Source organism: Microtetraspora malaysiensis, from assembly GCF_050947145.1.
Classification (GTDB): Bacteria; Actinomycetota; Actinomycetes; order Streptosporangiales; family Streptosporangiaceae; genus Microtetraspora_A; species Microtetraspora_A malaysiensis.
In genome coordinates, this window is record NZ_CP191998.1 from 142,832 (window position 1) to 157,722 (window position 14,891).

Below are 14,891 nucleotides of genomic sequence, written 5' to 3' on the forward strand. Positions count from 1 at the left end.
ATAAGAGGGCGCTAATCTGCAAGGTGTTTGCTGCCCCTTTAGCCCATCCCGAGGGGGAACACGGTGGCAAGACACGATCGTGAGGATCCCCACTCTCTCGAAGATCAGCTCGCCTGGCTCGACGCGATCAAGGACATGCCCGACGAGGTGGACATCGCGGTCAGCGCGGTGACCTCGACGTCGCTGTCCTCGGCACCCGCGAGCCCCGCCGGTCCTCCTGCCGGTCCTTTCGCGGGGCCGGTCGGCGAGCCGGAGGTGCCGTCGCCGTACCCTCAGGACCCATGGCGCTCGGTGCCGTCCGAGCCCGCTCCGCAGGGGCTGCTCCGCACCGCCACCGACCACGCGTACGGCGCCCCGGCGGCCGCCACCTCGGACGGGCCGACGGAGACGGAGGCCGAGCCGGCCACACTCTCGCCGGGCTTCCCCGGTACGCCGCCGACCGGCCTGGGGCGCGGGCCGCTGTTCCCGGACTCCCCCGTCGACACCGACTCCTTCAACGTCGGCTCCTTCGGAACCTCGTACAAGGAACACCACACGCAGCCGTTCCGGCTCCCGACGGGGGAACACCGGCTGGACGACCTCCGGGCCGGCGAGCACACCGCCGAGGAGCGCGACCTCGGCGGCCCGGCCCAGACGCGGCCGGAGACGCCCAAGGCGGAAGAGCCCGTTCGCGGGTGGCTGGAGCCTGCGGTGCCGGTCGAGACCGACGTGCCCACCGGGACCTCGGGGACGAACACGGCCGCCGACTCCTCGGGGTTCCCCAGCTCGGGGTTCCCGGGGCCGACGTTCTCCGCTCCCGCGCCGTCCGGAGACGAGGGCCGGCCGCCCTTCTCCGGCGACATCGTCGGCGCGGTGACCGAGCGTTTCGCCGGACCTGTCCCCGAGGAGGCCCCGGCCAAGGAGCAGCCGGACCAGCCGTTCAGCGGCTCGCTGCGCGAGGACCTCGCCTCCACCCAGACGTTTGACGCCTTCACCCGTGAGGAGCAGCGGTCCGCTGCCCAGCCGTTCGGGGGTGGACCGGCCGGAGACACGCCGCTCGGGGGCGTACCGGGTGGGGACACGCCGTTCGCGGGCGTACCGAGTGGGGGCGTACCGAGTGGGGGCGCGCCGTTCGCGGGCTCCTTGCGCGACGATCTGGCCCCCGGCAACTCGTCGTACGAGGACGCCGCGCCCGGGCCCTCCACGGGCTCCGCGCCGTCCTCGGGCACTGTGTCGTCCTCGGGGGCCGTGTCGTCCTTGGGGAGCGCTTCGGCCGACGTCGCCCCGCCGTGTGAGGAACCCCGTCAGGCGGACACCTCCCCCGATGGCCAGGCGCCGGAGGAGCCGCGCCAGGGCCGGCGCAGGCAGGTCACCACGTTCGGCGCTGCTGGGCGTACGAGCGGGACGCGGGCGGCGGGCAGGCCGAGCGCGGACAGCCTGGACCCCGGCACCCTGCTCAAGGGGCGCAGGACCGCTCCCACCCGGGGATGGCGCAGGTTCGTCTACAAGGCGTCCGGCGGCTGGATCAAGCCCGGCGAGGCCCCTGACGAGCGGCGGCGGCGCGAACTGCTGGCGCGCGCCCGCACTCCCGTCGCCACCGGCCACCACCGGGTGGCCGTGCTCAGCCTGAAGGGCGGCGTCGGCAAGACCACCACGACGGTCGGCCTCGGAGCGACGCTCGCCCAGATCCGCGGTGACCGGGTGATCGCCGTGGACGCCAACCCCGACCGCGGAACGCTTTCGGACAAGGTCGAGCTGGAGACCTCCGCGACCGTACGCGACCTCCTCAACGAGCGGGTGCAGATCAAGCGGTACGTCGACATCCGGGCATTCACGTCCCAGGCGCCGTCGAGGCTGGAGATCCTGGCCTCCGACCGGGATCCCTCCGTGTCCGAGGCGTTCAGCGCGGGCGACTACCAGACGGTGGCGCAGGTGCTGGAGAACTTCTACTCGATCTGCATCACCGACTGCGGGACCGGCCTGCTTCACTCGGCGATGTCGGGCGTCCTCGGCCTGGCCGACCAGCTCGTGCTGGTCAGCTCCCCCTCCGTGGACGGCGCCAGGGCCGCCTCGGCCACGCTCGACTGGCTGGAGGCGCACAACTACGAGGAGCTCGTCCGGGCCGCCACCGTGGTGCTGTGCAGCGTACGGCCGCGGTCGAAGTCCGCCGTGGACCTCAACCGGCTGGAGTCGCACTTCGCGGCCCGCTGCCGTTCCGTCATCCGCGTGCCGTACGACCCGCACCTGGAGGAGGGCGCGGAGATCGAGCTGGACCGGCTGCTGGAGCCGACCCGCGAGGCGTACCTGCGGCTCGCGGCCGCGGTGGGCGACGGCTTCGCCGGCCCGCAGGCCCCGGCAGAGCGTAAGTTCTCGGAGATCCCCGATCAGATCTGACGTTATGATCAGAGATCATCTTTTGTCGCGGGTACGCAGCGCGCGGTGAGAGGCTATGGTGATGTCCTGATGCCTGTGCGCGTTCCACGCCTCCGGCATCGGCCAGGAGAGCTCGCCTAGTGGACGATGGCGGCGGTCTTGAAAACCGCTAGGGGCTTGACGCTCCTCGTGGGTTCGAATCCCACGCTCTCCGCTCCCACCTCCGAAAACGGCGTCTGACCAGCGGTTTCGCTACGGTCGGACGCCGTTGATCGTTTCCGTCGTGTGCAGCCGTACGCCACCGTGAGCACCCCTTGGCCGCTGTTCGCGGAATATACGCGGAATGATCTTGGTCTTGTCTCTGCAGGCCAACCCGATTGAGGGAGGGGCCTCGGCCACTTCCAAGGCTTGTGTTAAGCGCGATCACTAGCACCCCAGCTACCTGTCAGGGGGCGAGGGGCGAGCGCGCCTCGGAGGAGAAGGCCAGGGTTTTTCGTGCCGGCTGCACGGTGCCGAGGGTGGGGTGGTTGCTGCACCGCAACGATTGCTCGGCCTCATGGCGCGTTGACGTATGTCATCAGTTCATGCCGCAGGGTGGTCAGCGCCTCCACTGCCCGTGCCCGCACCGCATCCCATGCGCCGCCCCAATTTGGCGGGGCGTCGTAGATGCCTAGATCACGAAGTTTCGCCGTCAAACCGCCGCCTTCGGTGATGCCGTGTTGCTCGGCGTTACGCGCCTGACGGATCGTGCGCAGAGTCTTGATAGCCCTGTCTACCGCCGCATGCTGCGCGCGCTCCAGGTGGTAGTGCAGGCAGTCCTCAATGCGGTTCAGGCTTGCCTTCAGCTTGTCTTTGTCCTTCTCTAAATCTTCTTCCGAACGCGGCTTCAAGTGGAGATCGTCTACCCTGATGCGATCGATCAGGTCGGCCAAGTCGCTAATGCGTGTCTCGAACTCGACTCGCGTTGTGCACGACAGGGACAACGCGGCCGGCGTTGCTACTGTGCTCAACGAAAGCAGCGGCTTCTTCTTATCGAATGCAAGACGCCAGACGGCATCCAACACGTCGAACGCTTCTGCCAACTCCAGCGGTGAGACGGGCGGTGCATCTAGTGACTCGACTGCAGCTATGCGTTGCCAGCATCCATGGCCCCCAGCCTGACACCCGTCGACGTTGCGCACCTCGTTCATACCTCTGTCGCACATAGCGTTAATGACGTGGCGCTCGGAAATCCTCGCACCACTTAAGAGGGCCGTCACATTTGGGTGCATGAGGTGAGAGCAGATGATCTGGGTGCCGGGCAACGCGCAGCTTTGGCATAGAGTCCTACTGGTAGGAGCGGTATTGCGCCCGTTGACCCTTCCTACCCGTGATACGTCCATGGCGATCGCCGCCGTGCAAAAGAGATCGCGCTGCATGCGCATTTGATAGTCGCATGTCTTTTGCTCAACCAGCGCAAGTAGCTGCGGTACGTCCTCGGTGGTCAAGCGCCATACTTCAGAAAATCCGGCGGGCCTACTACCAGCGCTCAGGTGCTCGGTGACGAACTGCTCTAAGCGGCCTACTCCATACCGGACGAGCGCCTGGCTAACAACCTGATTCGCCGCGTCCGTCGGTAGTCCCTGTCCTTCAAGCCGCCGAGTGGCGTTGATGCTGCCCTCGAAGGACAGTTGCACCCACACCTTGAATAGCAGCTCGTCGCCCATCTTGGCTTGAAGGCATGGCACGAACGGATGTAGGTCTTCGATACCCCCCGGCCGGTAGGGCATCTCGCCCACATAACTGATAACCGCCTCGGGCATTGCGCAGACTCCTTTGTATGCGGTGGCGTCCGCCTGTGGCTTGGACGGCGGTTGGGGGAAGGGCAGCCGGTCAGACTATCAGGCATGAGGCAATGTGGCCTGACGATGCTACGAACCGTCGCTCGGATGCTCGGCTTCGTCCATTTCGTGGCGTGACCAGTTGCAGGCCGTACACCGCAGCAGGCCGCGGCCCTGCGCATCCGCTTCTGCTAGCTCCTTGTAGTTATCTCTGAATGTGACACGTCCACACGGGTAGCGTGCAGAGTTGTAACTAGTCACAGTCGGACCTGCAGTTAGGCGCATCAGAACCTTGAGCTGGCCGGCCGTCTTAATCTTTGCGGCGATCTCTCGCTTGATCGCACGTTCTTCGCGTTCCAAGGCCGCTAACGCTTGCTTGGATTTCCTGATGTAGTCCTCGTGTAGCCGCTGCAGTTTTGCTCTCAACTCGGCGATCCCGGCAGCTGCCATCGTTGATCTCCTATTAATCACTAGTGGGATCTATTAGGTGTTAATCCTACGCGCTCAACGGCATCGACGTCCCGGAAACGGACCAAGTACTCCGGGTACTGCCTCGGGGCGGGGGAACCGCCAATTTCGAACGCCAGCTCTCCGCTGCGGGTACTGCCCGAAATGCCGTCAACACCGACAGGCGGTTGAAGGGACCTAGCAAGGACCGGACGTCAAGTTATGAACCATAGGAACAGACCCCGGCACTCTCTCCGAGGCCCGCCCCCTGGCCCTGATCATAAGTTCAGAGCGAAGTCAATTCTCTGGTTGGCGATTTCTGCGCCGCCGTCTATGCACTTGGCATAGACCTTGAGCAGGACGTCTACCCCGTGACCCGCCCGTTCGGCCACATCGGGGGCTGAGACTCCGGCATTGAGCCAGAGGCTTACCGCAGCGTGACGCAGGTCGTACGGCCGGGCAGCCAGTGGAGAAACCACCTGGTCGGGAGTCAGCGCCAGGGCTCGCGCCGCCTTCCAGGTGTCACAGTATGTCCCGATGGAGATCACGCCACCGCGTGACGTACGGAACAGGCGCCCGTCGTCATGAACGCCGAACTGCTTAATGTGCTCGCGAAGGATGGTTACCAGCTCAGGTGGGATCGGGACGGGACGGCCCTCGTTCTGGGCGCGGTGCTTTAGCCCACGATCGTCGTGAGCCTGTCCGCTGTTCGTCCATTTCTTGTTGGCCTGTGGCTTCGATTTCACCAAGATGAGGCGGCCCCAGCCGGTTTCCGGAAGGTGGCAGTCCTGCTTACGGAGGCCGAGAGCTTCCGCGGGGCGAAGGCCGGCGAAGTAGAGGCAGGCGAAGAACGCGCGGAGGTGGCGCCCGCGAGAGAGGCGGCCCACGTATGTCACAGCCGTCAGCAGCTCGCGCGCCTGCTTGGGATTGACCACCACGCGCCGATCAACCACCTCGCGAACCTTGGGAGGCTTCCACGCCTTGACCTTGTCGATCGGATTGGCGGCCAGCTCTTCCAGGTCCACCGCGTACTGAAGTGCGTTGTAGAAGACGGACCGCTTACGGGCGATGGTGGTTGCCGCTGCGGCCCTGCCATCGAGCCGGAGTGTCAGCGCGTCGAGGCCGATCCGTACGTTACGAACCTTGGCCAGGTCCGAGATGTGGAAGGAATGCCGATCAAGCCAGGAGAGAGCCTTACGGATGTCTTCGGGCTGGCTGATTTCCCGGCAGGCCGGCGGCAGGGCGTATTGCCGGAGCGCTTCCCGTAGGACAAGAGGGTCCGGGGCGTCGTTGGCATCGTCGTTGACGAGTGCCGGGGTCACGGTGGCGAGGGCATCCGTCAAGCTGTCGCGGGTCTTCGCCGCAGCATGGGGCCACTTCATATCGATGTATGCAAGGGCGAAGGCGAACCACGTGACCGCGGCCTTGATCTTGACCATGGACGTTGGGAGGCCGGTGGCGAGGTCGAATCCCTCTCCTCGTTTCGCCGCCTGTCGCAGGTCGGACAGGAAACTCTCGGCCAAGGCTTTCGTTCTGAGTGTCTTGGATTTCTCCCGCCCGCTCACCTTCCAACGGACGACGTAGGACGGAGTCTTGCTGGAGGCATTCCGGCGGATGTCCCAGAACTTCACGTCATAGGAGGTGTTCACGCGACCTCCCGGAGGGTTTCCAGCCAGGTCGCGAAGTCGCTTCGCCAGACGCGGAGTTCGCCGTTCGGGAGCTTGATGCACTTGGGTGCGTGGCCGAGTTCGCGCCAGCGGTAGAAGGTCCGGCGGGAAACGCCGCCAAGCTCGTCGAGCACTTCGGGCAGGGTGAGAAGCCGGTCATTGCGCGTCATCGGGCGTCACCCCCGACTGGTGTGGGAGAGAGAGGTGAGGCGGTGCCCATCAGGGCGGCGGCGAGGAGGGCGTCTCCGGCCGAGAGGCCCTGTCCGGCGTACTCCCAGTGCGCGATGACGAGAACGGTGTCTTCCTCGAAGAGAGGGAGCCGTCCCGTGGTGATCTGCTCGTCGCGCATGTGGTCAGCGCGAGCGGCGCGCAGGGCACCCAGCGTGGTGGAGTAGCGGCGGGATTTGGTGGAGAAGTGGCCGCGGAAGCCGAGCATGTGTGCCCACTGGATCAGCCGTAGGTCGGCCAGCTCGTCCAGTGAGCCGAGCCGGAGGCATTCGGCGATCAGTCGCCGGGCGTGCTCGCGGACAGGCAGCGCGGCCAGGTCGTCGAGGAGCTGGATGCGCCGGTCCAGGGTGCCGACGCATTCGGCGGCTTTGGTGGCGTACTTGGCGATGTAGGCGGCGACGGCCTGTTCGGTGAGTTCGCCGTTCATGGTGATTTGCTGGGCGTCGAGCTGATCGCCCCATTGCAGGACCCGCGACGGTTCCCCGGCCACGGCCGGGATGGTGACGGTGACGGCGGAGGCGGCGTGCCGCACGGCGTCGGCCAGGGCGTCGGCGGTTGCCCAGTCGGGAGGCGGGGAGGTGGGTCCGTCGGGGCCGTCGAGGCGGATCACGGCGTGGAAGTGGACGACGCCACGGCGCTGGTATTCGGCGACCTTGGCGAAGGAGATGACGAGCTGTTCCCGCAGCTCCTTCAAGGTCAGGCCAGAGGCGCGGGCGAAGCGCCGGCGAAGTGCTTCGGTGAAGCGCCGCCACAGTTCGGGGGCGGTGGCGTTGAAGAGCACCGATCCGGCGTAGTCGTAGCAGTCCGGGCACAGCGGCTCACCAAGGCATGACTCGTCGGCCCCGTGTCGGGCGGTGCAGGACATGACCACGCCGTGCGGGCAGGTCTCGGCGTTGCGGCGGGCGTGGCAGGGCTGGATCTTGCCGTTCTTCTCCGCCTTGGTGTGAACGACGCCGAACGATGGGGCGGTGAGGGTGACGAACAAGCACGGGTGAGCGGTCACCGTCTCCGGGACGCCTTTCCCGCCGACGAGGCCCGCGCGGACGAGTTGGTAGGTGTCGGCCCGGTAGGTCTCGGCGCAGGACGGGCAGCGCGAGGCGCGGCGGGTCTTGCACGCGACCCGCAGGACGCCGTTCGGTTCGAGGTGGGTGCTGTAGCGGTGGAGGAGCTGGCCGGTGGCGCAGTCGATGTGTTCGACTTTGCCGCGCAGGTGGACGGGCTGTCGGCAGCCGCCGGTACGGCGGATCTGTGAGGCCCAGCGGGCGTATTGCGGGTCGTGGAGCCGGGCTATCAGTCCAGCTTTGGCATGGGTGGTTGGCATGATGGGGTGCGTCCCTTCCGGGCTTCGCGGTTCGGATGTGGGATGGCCCCCGACGTGACGAGCGTCTTGGCGGATGTGTGGTCACGCCGGGGGCGCCGAGGCTCAGCAGAAGCCGAGGCCCTCGCAGTGCGGGCAGGTCTCGCCGTGGCTGTCGACGCCGGTTCCCCCGCACCAGCAGCACTGCCAGCGCTTCGGCGTGAGGTCGACGGGCCGGGCGTCCTCCTGATCGGGGGTCATGCGGCCTACCTCGTTCCGGTGCGGTTGGGGGCGGTGTCGATGAACACGCGCCAGGAGTACGGGCGTCGGCGGCGGTAGATCGGCGAGATGGAGCCGACGGGGAGGGCCGCGGCGATCTTGTTGATGGTGTAGGCGAGTTCGGCGCGGGTGCCGTCGATACGGATTCGCATGATCGGGATTTCCTTTCGTGGTCAGGCGGCGGAAGCCGAGCCGGTGGTCGAGTCGATGGGGTCCGGCTGGACGCAGCCGTAGTAGCTGCTTTCGGCCGCGTGGCGGGCGCGAGCATCGGCGAGGATGGCGGTCACCTCGTAGCGGATCGGGCTGAAGTCGAGGCCGGTCGTGTAGTGGCCGAACGGCAGGTCGTCCGGGTCGATCTCGGTTCCGAGGAGTTCGGCGATGCGGTCGACCTCCGCACGCATCTCGGTGTCGCTCCCTCGCTTGGGGAAGCAGCGGATCAGGATGGGGAAGTCGGGGACGGGGACGGCTGGGTTGGCCTCCAGGAAGGCAGTCAGGGCGCGCAGGCCGGTGATAACGGCGGTTCGGTCGATGGTGGGCATGGTGGTTGGTCCTTTCAGAGGGCGTCGGTTGCGGTGCGCAGGGTGCGGAGCAGGTCTGAGGCGAGTTGGTTGGACACGCCCAGGCGGGCGCGCAGCAGGTCACGGGTGATCGGCTTGCCGTGCTTGGAGTGGTGTTCGTCGGCCACGCGCCGGGCGTAGTCGACGAGCGCCGGGGACGGTCCCGGAGACTCGTCCTCGTCGGTAGGGACGAGAGCCGGGACGGAGGACGGCCCGCCATCGACCAATGAGGACGACGCCGGGCCGTCGAGGACGGCGAGGGCAGTGGAGGCGGATGGCGAGGTGCTGGCCGGCGAGGACGCCGGGACGGCGGCTGAGGGCGGGGCCGGGAGCGGCTCCAGCCGAGGGCCGGAGGCCCGCCGTTCGAGCATCGACACCGCGACCAGGAACGCCCCTGCAGGAGTCGCGGCGGTCAGCCACCCCCACACGGTCGGGTCGGCCTGGTGGAGGTTGGCGGCCAGGGACAGGACGATCCCGGAGACGAGGACGAGCGTCGGCCACGACACCCAGCCCCGCCGGGCGCGGCCGGCTTTCTTGTCTCGCTGGCGTTCCCGGGCGGCCATGACACAGGTGAGGTCGACGCAGACCGCCACGGCCCAGGCCATCCAGCCGCTCTGTCCGCTGGCGGCGGCGGTGTCGCGGATGTGGGTGAAGCTGCCGGCCCCGGCGATCGCGGCCAGGACGACGACCGGCCCGGAGTCGACCGCCCGCGCCCCGATGTGGGACAGCGTCACACCCATCTGGCGTTCTCCTTTCATGCCACAGGCCGGTTGTCAGGCGGCGAGTTCGGGACTGCCGTTGGCGGGAAGCTCATGGCCCAGGCCGGAGGCGGCGACCTGCGACCATGAGGGCGTCACGGCGGTGTAGGTCTCGGCGGCCTGCTCCGCCGCCGAGGTGGAGACGTAGCCGGATCGAGCGCGGTACCAGCGGCCATCGCTCCCGGTGACCACGGCGACGCCGGGCAGCTCCGGCGGGATCGACCGGGCGGCAACCAGCGCGTCGGGGTCGAGGTCCCCGAGCGTCATCACCGCGGTTTCCGGATCGTTCACGCGGTGGCAGACCCGGCCGCCGATCTGCGCCCGCAGCGCGGTCACACCAGGGCCGAGGTCGGAGCCGATCCGCTGACCCGACAGCACGAGATGGATGCCGAACGCCCGCCCGAGCTGAGCGATCCGCAACAGTGCGGTAGCCGTCTGGGTGACCTGGTCCTTCTCCGCCCTGTCAGCGGTCAGGAACAGCTCAGCCACCTCATCTACCAGGAGCACGACCGGGATCGGCCGCGCGCCGTCGGGGAGCTGCCAGATGTCACGCACCCCGTACCGACGGCAGGCGAGCATCCGAGCGCCCATGACCGCGATCAGGTCAGCCAGCAGCTCCAGACACTCCCCACGCGTCGTCGCCAGGGCGGTCAACCGCTGCGCGTACGGGGACAGCTCAACCCCGCCTTTGAGGTCGAACCCGACCAGGGCGACCGGTTGCGGTGCGAGGCCGACGATGAGCGCGTTGATCAGGTTGGACTTGCCGGACTGGGTCGCGCCCGCGTTCATCCAGTGCGGGATCAGCCGTAGATCCATCCGCCAGGCCGCGCCGGTCTCCAGCACCCCGACCACCGGCCGCAGGAGGTCTTCGGCTCGCCAGCCGTCCGCCGGTTCAGCGGGAGCCAGGGCGGGGGCGACGTGCGCTAAAGGGTCGCGGTTGATCCCCTGCACGGTGACCCGGCCGGGCCGGGAGCCGACCACGCGGACAGCTTCGATCCGCCAGGCGTGCGCCAGCCGGTCGCAGATCTTGGCGTAGTCCTCGGGGATCTGCCCATCCAGCAGGTGGAAGGTGATGCGGAAGCCGTGCCGCACCGGACGAGGCAGGCCCATCCACGGCTTGGTATCGACGGCGACCCGCTGGAACCGCCGCTTGACCCGGACAACACCGGTCGAGGCGACCAGACCGGGAACGGTGGTGAACCACCAGCGGTGCCGCTTCTTCGTGAGCCCGCAGCCGGAGGCGACGTGCCGCCAGGACCAGCGCAGCCAGATCGCTTTGCGTGGGAAGACCAGCAGGTACCAGTACGAGACCGGCGCCCACCGCCGCCAGGCCAGGAGGATGACCAGGGCGGCGACGGCGAGCAGGATCGGCTGGGGGATGTCGGGCATCAGTTCACCCCCGCACCAGCCGTGATCGGGGTGAAGGACTGGGCGCGGTAGGAGATGCCCCACCGGCCTGCCTGCTCCCAGACGTAGCCGACCAGGCCGACCGGGATCACCTCGTCCCCTGCCGAGACCTGTGGTTCCGGGGTGACGCTGACCTTGACGAGCTCCATCCGGCCGAACTCGTCTTCAACCATGAGGGTGACCTCGTACATGACGTTGCCGTCGCGGTCCCGCTTGACCTCTCCGGTCTCCTTGCTCACCAGGCGCGGCCGGGCGGCCTTGGCGACGGAGACCGACAGTCGGGTGACGTCGACGGGGATCGGGATGTTGCGCATGATCGGTTTCCTTTGATCGGAGTGAGACTACTTGGAGTACATGGAACGCTTGGAATTCTAAGCTGTCAAGGAGTGCTTCGAGGACTTGGTTGGTTTCTTTACCTGGGTGTGCTCAACTGGAGGGCGGAGACGAGGAGAGCACCGATGGTGGAGAAGACCGGCCGGCCGGCCTACTTGCAGATCGTTGACGAGCTGCGCGCCCAGATTCGCGCTGGCTCACTGCCGCCCGGTACGGCCCTGCCGTCCATCGCGCAGCTCTGCGAGCGGTTCGAGGTCTCCGCCAGCGTGGTCAAGTCCGCAATCAGCGTGCTCCGTACTGAGGGGCTCGTGATCGGCCAGCAGGGCAAGGGCGTGTTCGTCCGCGAAGCCCCGGCACCGGCCGCCGAGCCCGAGCCGTCCGGTATCAACGCCGAGATCCTGGACCAGCTTGCCCAGATGCGCGCATCGGTCAAGGAGTTGGGGGATCGGCTTGCCGCTCTGGAATCGGCGGTGTTTCCAAAGCTGAAGTGATCTCCGCGACTCGGCAGGCCAACTCCTCCAGCTCCGCCCGCATTTCGGCCAGCTCTTGAATGATGCGCCGCTCGTCCGCATTCACGCTCGTCTCTCCTCGCTCATCCCTGGCGTCTTTCGCCCTTTCGGGATGGCTCAAGTTCACCGTGAGCTGCGGGTTTCCGGTATCACACCGATCTAGTTAAGATTTTTCAGTCCGTCTCAACGGGCGTTTACACGAGCGTTTTCACATGCACGACCGCACACCGCGCACCACCACCCCGAGCGTGAAGGCGAAGGTATGCAATGAAGACGACCCAGCGACCCGGCTGGACCCCTTCCCGCCTGCGAGAACACCGTGAAGCACATGGCCTCACCCTCGAAGCGGCGGGTGAACGTCTCCGGCTCGCGGCCAGCCGCCACGGCCTTGCCGTACCGGCGGCGAACTTCCAAACCCTGTGGGGACACGAGCAGGGAACCATCTTCCCCGGCCCGCATTATCGACGCGCGTACTGTCTGCTTTATCAGGCAACGGAGCCTGAACTAGGCTTTCGCCCTCCCTTGCCCGGTGAATCACAGAAAGCGGAAATTGTGATTTCCGAATTACCCGCGCCCACGGACCCCGCCACCGACAACGCCGCCGCCCAGGTCATCGAAGAAGCGTTCACCAAGGTCTCCATCGGCGGCATCGAGCCAGGAGACACCCCACAAGCTCTCCTGCGCGCCCGCGTGGTCGACGCCTGGCGCAGACGCCACGGCGGAGGCAGCCCCAAACCGATCCTCGTCCTCGTCGGCGGGTATGCCGGATCGGGCAAGACGGAGTTCTCCCGCTTCCTGTCCGACATCACCGGCTGGGCGTTCTTGGACAAGGATTCTCTGACTCGCGCGATCGTCGAACGGCTGCTCATTTCCCTGGGCGGCGATCCTCACGACCGGCACACCGACCTGTACCTCAAAGAGGTCCGCCCGCTGGAGTACCGGTGCCTGATGGAGACCGCGTGGGACAACCTCAACGTCGGCACCTCAAGCATCTTGTCCGCGCCGTTCATCGCGGAGTTGAACGATGAGGCGTGGTTCGCCCGGCTGGAGAATCGGTGCGCCGCCAAGGGCATCGACGTTGCCGCGATCTGGGTTCGCTGCGATCCGGAGTCCATGCGGGAGTACATCGAGTTCCGCGCCGCGGCCCGCGACGCGTGGAAGCTGAGCAACTGGGACCAGTACGCGGCAGGGCTCAAGGTCGAGGCAAGCCCGCCCACGGCACACGTCACCGTAGACAACCGGCTCGGCGCGGCGATCAGCCTCGCTGACCAGACCCGCGAAGCGCTCAAGCGGATTCTCGCGTGAGGGTGCGCGGCATCGTGCTGTACGGCCCGCCAGCTAGCGGTAAAAGCACCATCACAGCCGCACTTGCCGACATCGATCAACGGTTCACCCTGCTCCGCAAGCTCAAGGTCGGCACCGGCCGCGCCGATGAGTACGACTTCGTCACCGCCGAGCACCTGGAGGAACTCCGCGAGGCCGGGCGGTTGCTGGTCGAGACCCGCCGGTACGGCAACGTCTACGCCATCGACGCCCGCACGGTCGAGGCGATGGCCAAGGCCGGTCAAGTCCCGATCGTGCATGTCGGCAGCATCGCCGACCTGCACCAGCTAGCCAGCGGCGGCGACTGGTTGAAGATACAACTCTGGGTTCCCCGCGAGGTGTGCGAGCAGCGTTCCCGAAGCCGCGGCGACCCCGACACCGGCAAGCGCCTCCAGGCGTGGGGCGAGGCCCAAGCCGACTTCCACGCCCACGCCGAGACGGCGACGTTCGACCTGTCGATCGCCACGCAGGATGCCGAGGCCGTAGCGGTGGCGCGGGAGATCGCCGGCGCCTTCACCCCCCTTGCCGCTGAGGGGGAGGGGGCGGGGTCGGTCGGTCATCGGAGGTGACCGAGCAGGACGTTCGTCCACAGCCGCCGGGCGAGGACAGAACGGAGCCATTCACTCTCGCTCACAACAACGCCATCGGCGGCGCGGTAGTGGCGGCGGGTGAAATACAGGCCCCCGGCCTGGCACAGCTCGTAGACGATGTCCTGGCATTCGCAGGTGTGCTCAAGTACCCGGATCCGGCTCGCGCGCGGGTGGCATTCCTGCCAGGGGAGTTTCTCCCATCCGGCTTTCGGTGGTGCCGGGTGGATGCCGTGGTACTCGACGGTCAGGCCGCCTGCTGCCATGCCGACAGTCCTCCTCTCCCGGTGGGGGTGTCTGGGTAGGCGATGGTGGCCCCCGCAGAGGGGCACTCGGGGGCGTGTGGCTCTGCGGGGGCGGCGCCCGCCGACGGGTTGGGGGAAGGCCGGCGTCGGCGGGCGCGGTTGAGCGGTGGCCTCCTCACCCACCCCCAGTGCACAAGGAGGCCACCCGTCCAACGGCCCCGAGCAGCGGAGCGTCCAGCTCCTCGGGCCACATCTCAAGCTCTTGCGGACGCCATAGCGGCAGCCGGACTAATCCCGGCTCCACCAGGTCCAAGCCGCTGAGCAGTGCGGCGATCTCCTCCGCAGTGCGCGGCACGACCGGCGCGTTGGCATCCCGATAGAGGTCAGCCGCCCTGTCCACCTCGGGACGCCGCTCAACGTGGGAGATCACCAGGTAAGAGCCGGGCGCCATCGCCGCGCGTAGTTCGCCGATGATCCGGCGAGGGTCGTCAGTGTCGGTGACGAAGTGCAGTACGGCCACCAGCAGGACCGCGACCGGCTTGGACCAGTCGATCAGGTTGAGCACGTCGCGATGCCCGACGACGCTGGACGACTTACGTAGATCAGCGTTCGCCACCCTCGTGTTGGCGTCGGTCGCCAGCAGCGCCCGCGCGTGCACGAGCACCATCGGGTCGTTGTCGACGTAGACGATCCGAGCGTCCGGGTCGATCTGTTGGGTGACCTCATGCACGTTCCGTTGGGTCGGCAGGCCGGAACCGATGTCGACGAACTGAGTGATCCCGGCCTCACCGGCGAGGAACCGCACCGCCCGCACGAGGAACTCGCGGTTCAGTCGCGCATAGGTCCGCGCCTGCGGGACGAGCCGCACGATCTTCTCCGCAATAGCGCGGTCCGCGGCGAAGTTCTCCTTGCCGCCGAGGAAGTAGTCGTACATCCGGGCGATGTTGGGGGCTGTCGTGAAGGTCGGGGGTAGGGGCATCCGGTTCGGCATGCGGCCTCCAATGCCTGAGTACCAACGGATCGACAATAACAGTAGCGCGCTAGGTGCGCTAGGTGCGCCTCCATCGCCTGTCACGTCATGA

At 67.3% G+C, this 14,891-nt stretch carries 17 protein-coding genes and 1 tRNA gene; 5 read left to right on the forward strand and 13 right to left on the reverse strand.

Annotated features, from left to right (window positions below; genetic code table 11):
• The first annotated feature begins 63 nt into the window (after positions 1-63).
• Positions 64-2,373: an AAA family ATPase gene (locus ACQP1V_RS00745; protein WP_433417722.1), complete on the forward strand. Its 2,310-nt coding sequence runs from the start codon at positions 64-66 to the stop codon at positions 2,371-2,373.
• A gap of 105 nt (positions 2,374-2,478) precedes the next feature.
• Positions 2,479-2,566: transfer RNA gene (locus ACQP1V_RS00750), tRNA-Ser, on the forward strand.
• Between the two features lie 340 nt (positions 2,567-2,906).
• On the opposite strand, the gene ACQP1V_RS00755 is transcribed toward ACQP1V_RS00750, so the two are convergent.
• The 11 genes from ACQP1V_RS00755 to ACQP1V_RS00805 form a co-directional block, all read right to left on the reverse strand.
• Positions 2,907-4,154 (reverse strand): hypothetical protein, encoded by a 1,248-nt coding sequence (locus tag ACQP1V_RS00755; protein ID WP_433417724.1) that lies wholly within the window; start codon positions 4,152-4,154, stop codon positions 2,907-2,909.
• A 108-nt stretch (positions 4,155-4,262) separates the two neighbouring features.
• On the reverse strand, positions 4,263-4,622 hold the full coding sequence (locus ACQP1V_RS00760) for a hypothetical protein (RefSeq protein ID WP_433417727.1): 360 nt from the start codon (positions 4,620-4,622) through the stop codon (positions 4,263-4,265).
• Positions 4,623-4,897: 275 nt separating this feature from the next.
• The gene (locus ACQP1V_RS00765; protein ID WP_433417730.1) at positions 4,898-6,268 is read right to left on the reverse strand and encodes a tyrosine-type recombinase/integrase; all 1,371 of its coding nucleotides are present in this window, start codon (positions 6,266-6,268) and stop codon (positions 4,898-4,900) included.
• Positions 6,265-6,456, reverse strand: coding sequence for a helix-turn-helix transcriptional regulator (locus ACQP1V_RS00770; protein WP_433417733.1), 192 nt, complete (start codon positions 6,454-6,456; stop codon positions 6,265-6,267). Before ACQP1V_RS00770 ends, ACQP1V_RS00765 begins: the two co-directional genes overlap by 4 nt.
• A complete protein-coding gene (locus ACQP1V_RS00775; RefSeq protein ID WP_433417736.1) occupies positions 6,453-7,835 on the reverse strand; it encodes a replication initiator in 1,383 nt (460 codons plus the stop codon). Before ACQP1V_RS00775 ends, ACQP1V_RS00770 begins: the two co-directional genes overlap by 4 nt.
• Positions 7,836-7,937: 102 nt before the next feature.
• A complete protein-coding gene (locus ACQP1V_RS00780) occupies positions 7,938-8,072 on the reverse strand; it encodes a hypothetical protein (protein ID WP_433417739.1) in 135 nt (44 codons plus the stop codon).
• Between the two features lie 5 nt (positions 8,073-8,077).
• Entirely contained in the window at positions 8,078-8,242 is a 165-nt protein-coding gene (locus ACQP1V_RS00785; RefSeq protein ID WP_433417742.1) for a hypothetical protein, read from the reverse strand.
• Between the two features lie 21 nt (positions 8,243-8,263).
• On the reverse strand, positions 8,264-8,629 hold the full coding sequence (locus ACQP1V_RS00790) for a hypothetical protein (RefSeq protein ID WP_433417745.1): 366 nt from the start codon (positions 8,627-8,629) through the stop codon (positions 8,264-8,266).
• Positions 8,630-8,643: 14 nt separating this feature from the next.
• A complete protein-coding gene (locus tag ACQP1V_RS00795) occupies positions 8,644-9,387 on the reverse strand; it encodes a DUF2637 domain-containing protein (protein WP_433417748.1) in 744 nt (247 codons plus the stop codon).
• Positions 9,388-9,420: 33 nt separating this feature from the next.
• Entirely contained in the window at positions 9,421-10,794 is a 1,374-nt protein-coding gene (locus ACQP1V_RS00800; protein ID WP_433417751.1) for an FtsK/SpoIIIE domain-containing protein, read from the reverse strand.
• Positions 10,794-11,126 carry a hypothetical protein gene (locus ACQP1V_RS00805; protein WP_433417754.1) on the reverse strand — a complete coding sequence of 111 codons (333 nt, stop codon included), beginning with the start codon at positions 11,124-11,126 and terminating at the stop codon, positions 10,794-10,796. The genes ACQP1V_RS00800 and ACQP1V_RS00805 overlap by 1 nt, the downstream gene beginning before the upstream one ends.
• A gap of 144 nt (positions 11,127-11,270) precedes the next feature.
• On the opposite strand from ACQP1V_RS00805, the gene ACQP1V_RS00810 reads away from it, so the two are divergent.
• The 3 genes from ACQP1V_RS00810 (at position 11,271) to ACQP1V_RS00820 (ending at position 13,546) form a co-directional block, all read left to right on the forward strand.
• Entirely contained in the window at positions 11,271-11,636 is a 366-nt protein-coding gene (locus ACQP1V_RS00810; RefSeq protein WP_433417757.1) for a winged helix-turn-helix domain-containing protein, read from the forward strand.
• A gap of 285 nt (positions 11,637-11,921) precedes the next feature.
• Positions 11,922-12,959, forward strand: coding sequence for an AAA family ATPase (locus ACQP1V_RS00815; protein ID WP_433417760.1), 1,038 nt, complete (start codon positions 11,922-11,924; stop codon positions 12,957-12,959).
• Positions 12,956-13,546 (forward strand): phosphotransferase-like protein, encoded by a 591-nt coding sequence (locus ACQP1V_RS00820; protein ID WP_433417763.1) that lies wholly within the window; start codon positions 12,956-12,958, stop codon positions 13,544-13,546. The genes ACQP1V_RS00815 and ACQP1V_RS00820 overlap by 4 nt, the downstream gene beginning before the upstream one ends.
• On the opposite strand, the gene ACQP1V_RS00825 is transcribed toward ACQP1V_RS00820, so the two are convergent.
• Positions 13,534-13,830 (reverse strand): hypothetical protein, encoded by a 297-nt coding sequence (locus tag ACQP1V_RS00825; RefSeq protein WP_433417766.1) that lies wholly within the window; start codon positions 13,828-13,830, stop codon positions 13,534-13,536. The two genes, ACQP1V_RS00820 and ACQP1V_RS00825, sit on opposite strands and share 13 nt — an antisense overlap.
• Positions 13,831-13,984: 154 nt before the next feature.
• A complete protein-coding gene (locus ACQP1V_RS00830; protein ID WP_433417768.1) occupies positions 13,985-14,800 on the reverse strand; it encodes an SAM-dependent methyltransferase in 816 nt (271 codons plus the stop codon).
• Positions 14,801-14,891: the final 91 nt, after the last annotated feature.

Excerpts from the sequence above, each read along its gene's own strand:
- ACQP1V_RS00815 (WP_433417760.1), top strand. The coding sequence starts at position 11,922 with ATGAAGACGACCCAGCGACCCGGCTGGACCCCTTCCCGCCTGCGAGAA.
- ACQP1V_RS00810 (WP_433417757.1), top strand. The coding sequence starts at position 11,271 with ATGGTGGAGAAGACCGGCCGGCCGGCCTACTTGCAGATCGTTGACGAG.
- ACQP1V_RS00800 (WP_433417751.1), bottom strand. The coding sequence starts at position 10,794 with ATGCCCGACATCCCCCAGCCGATCCTGCTCGCCGTCGCCGCCCTGGTC.
- ACQP1V_RS00770 (WP_433417733.1), bottom strand. The coding sequence starts at position 6,456 with ATGACGCGCAATGACCGGCTTCTCACCCTGCCCGAAGTGCTCGACGAG.
- ACQP1V_RS00785 (WP_433417742.1), bottom strand. The coding sequence starts at position 8,242 with ATGCGAATCCGTATCGACGGCACCCGCGCCGAACTCGCCTACACCATC.
- ACQP1V_RS00780 (WP_433417739.1), bottom strand. The coding sequence starts at position 8,072 with ATGACCCCCGATCAGGAGGACGCCCGGCCCGTCGACCTCACGCCGAAG.
- ACQP1V_RS00755 (WP_433417724.1), bottom strand. The coding sequence starts at position 4,154 with ATGCCCGAGGCGGTTATCAGTTATGTGGGCGAGATGCCCTACCGGCCG.
- ACQP1V_RS00795 (WP_433417748.1), bottom strand. The coding sequence starts at position 9,387 with ATGGGTGTGACGCTGTCCCACATCGGGGCGCGGGCGGTCGACTCCGGG.
- ACQP1V_RS00775 (WP_433417736.1), bottom strand. The coding sequence starts at position 7,835 with ATGCCAACCACCCATGCCAAAGCTGGACTGATAGCCCGGCTCCACGAC.
- ACQP1V_RS00805 (WP_433417754.1), bottom strand. The coding sequence starts at position 11,126 with ATGCGCAACATCCCGATCCCCGTCGACGTCACCCGACTGTCGGTCTCC.
- ACQP1V_RS00830 (WP_433417768.1), bottom strand. The coding sequence starts at position 14,800 with ATGCCGAACCGGATGCCCCTACCCCCGACCTTCACGACAGCCCCCAAC.
- ACQP1V_RS00760 (WP_433417727.1), bottom strand. The coding sequence starts at position 4,622 with ATGGCAGCTGCCGGGATCGCCGAGTTGAGAGCAAAACTGCAGCGGCTA.
- ACQP1V_RS00790 (WP_433417745.1), bottom strand. The coding sequence starts at position 8,629 with ATGCCCACCATCGACCGAACCGCCGTTATCACCGGCCTGCGCGCCCTG.
- ACQP1V_RS00825 (WP_433417766.1), bottom strand. The coding sequence starts at position 13,830 with ATGGCAGCAGGCGGCCTGACCGTCGAGTACCACGGCATCCACCCGGCA.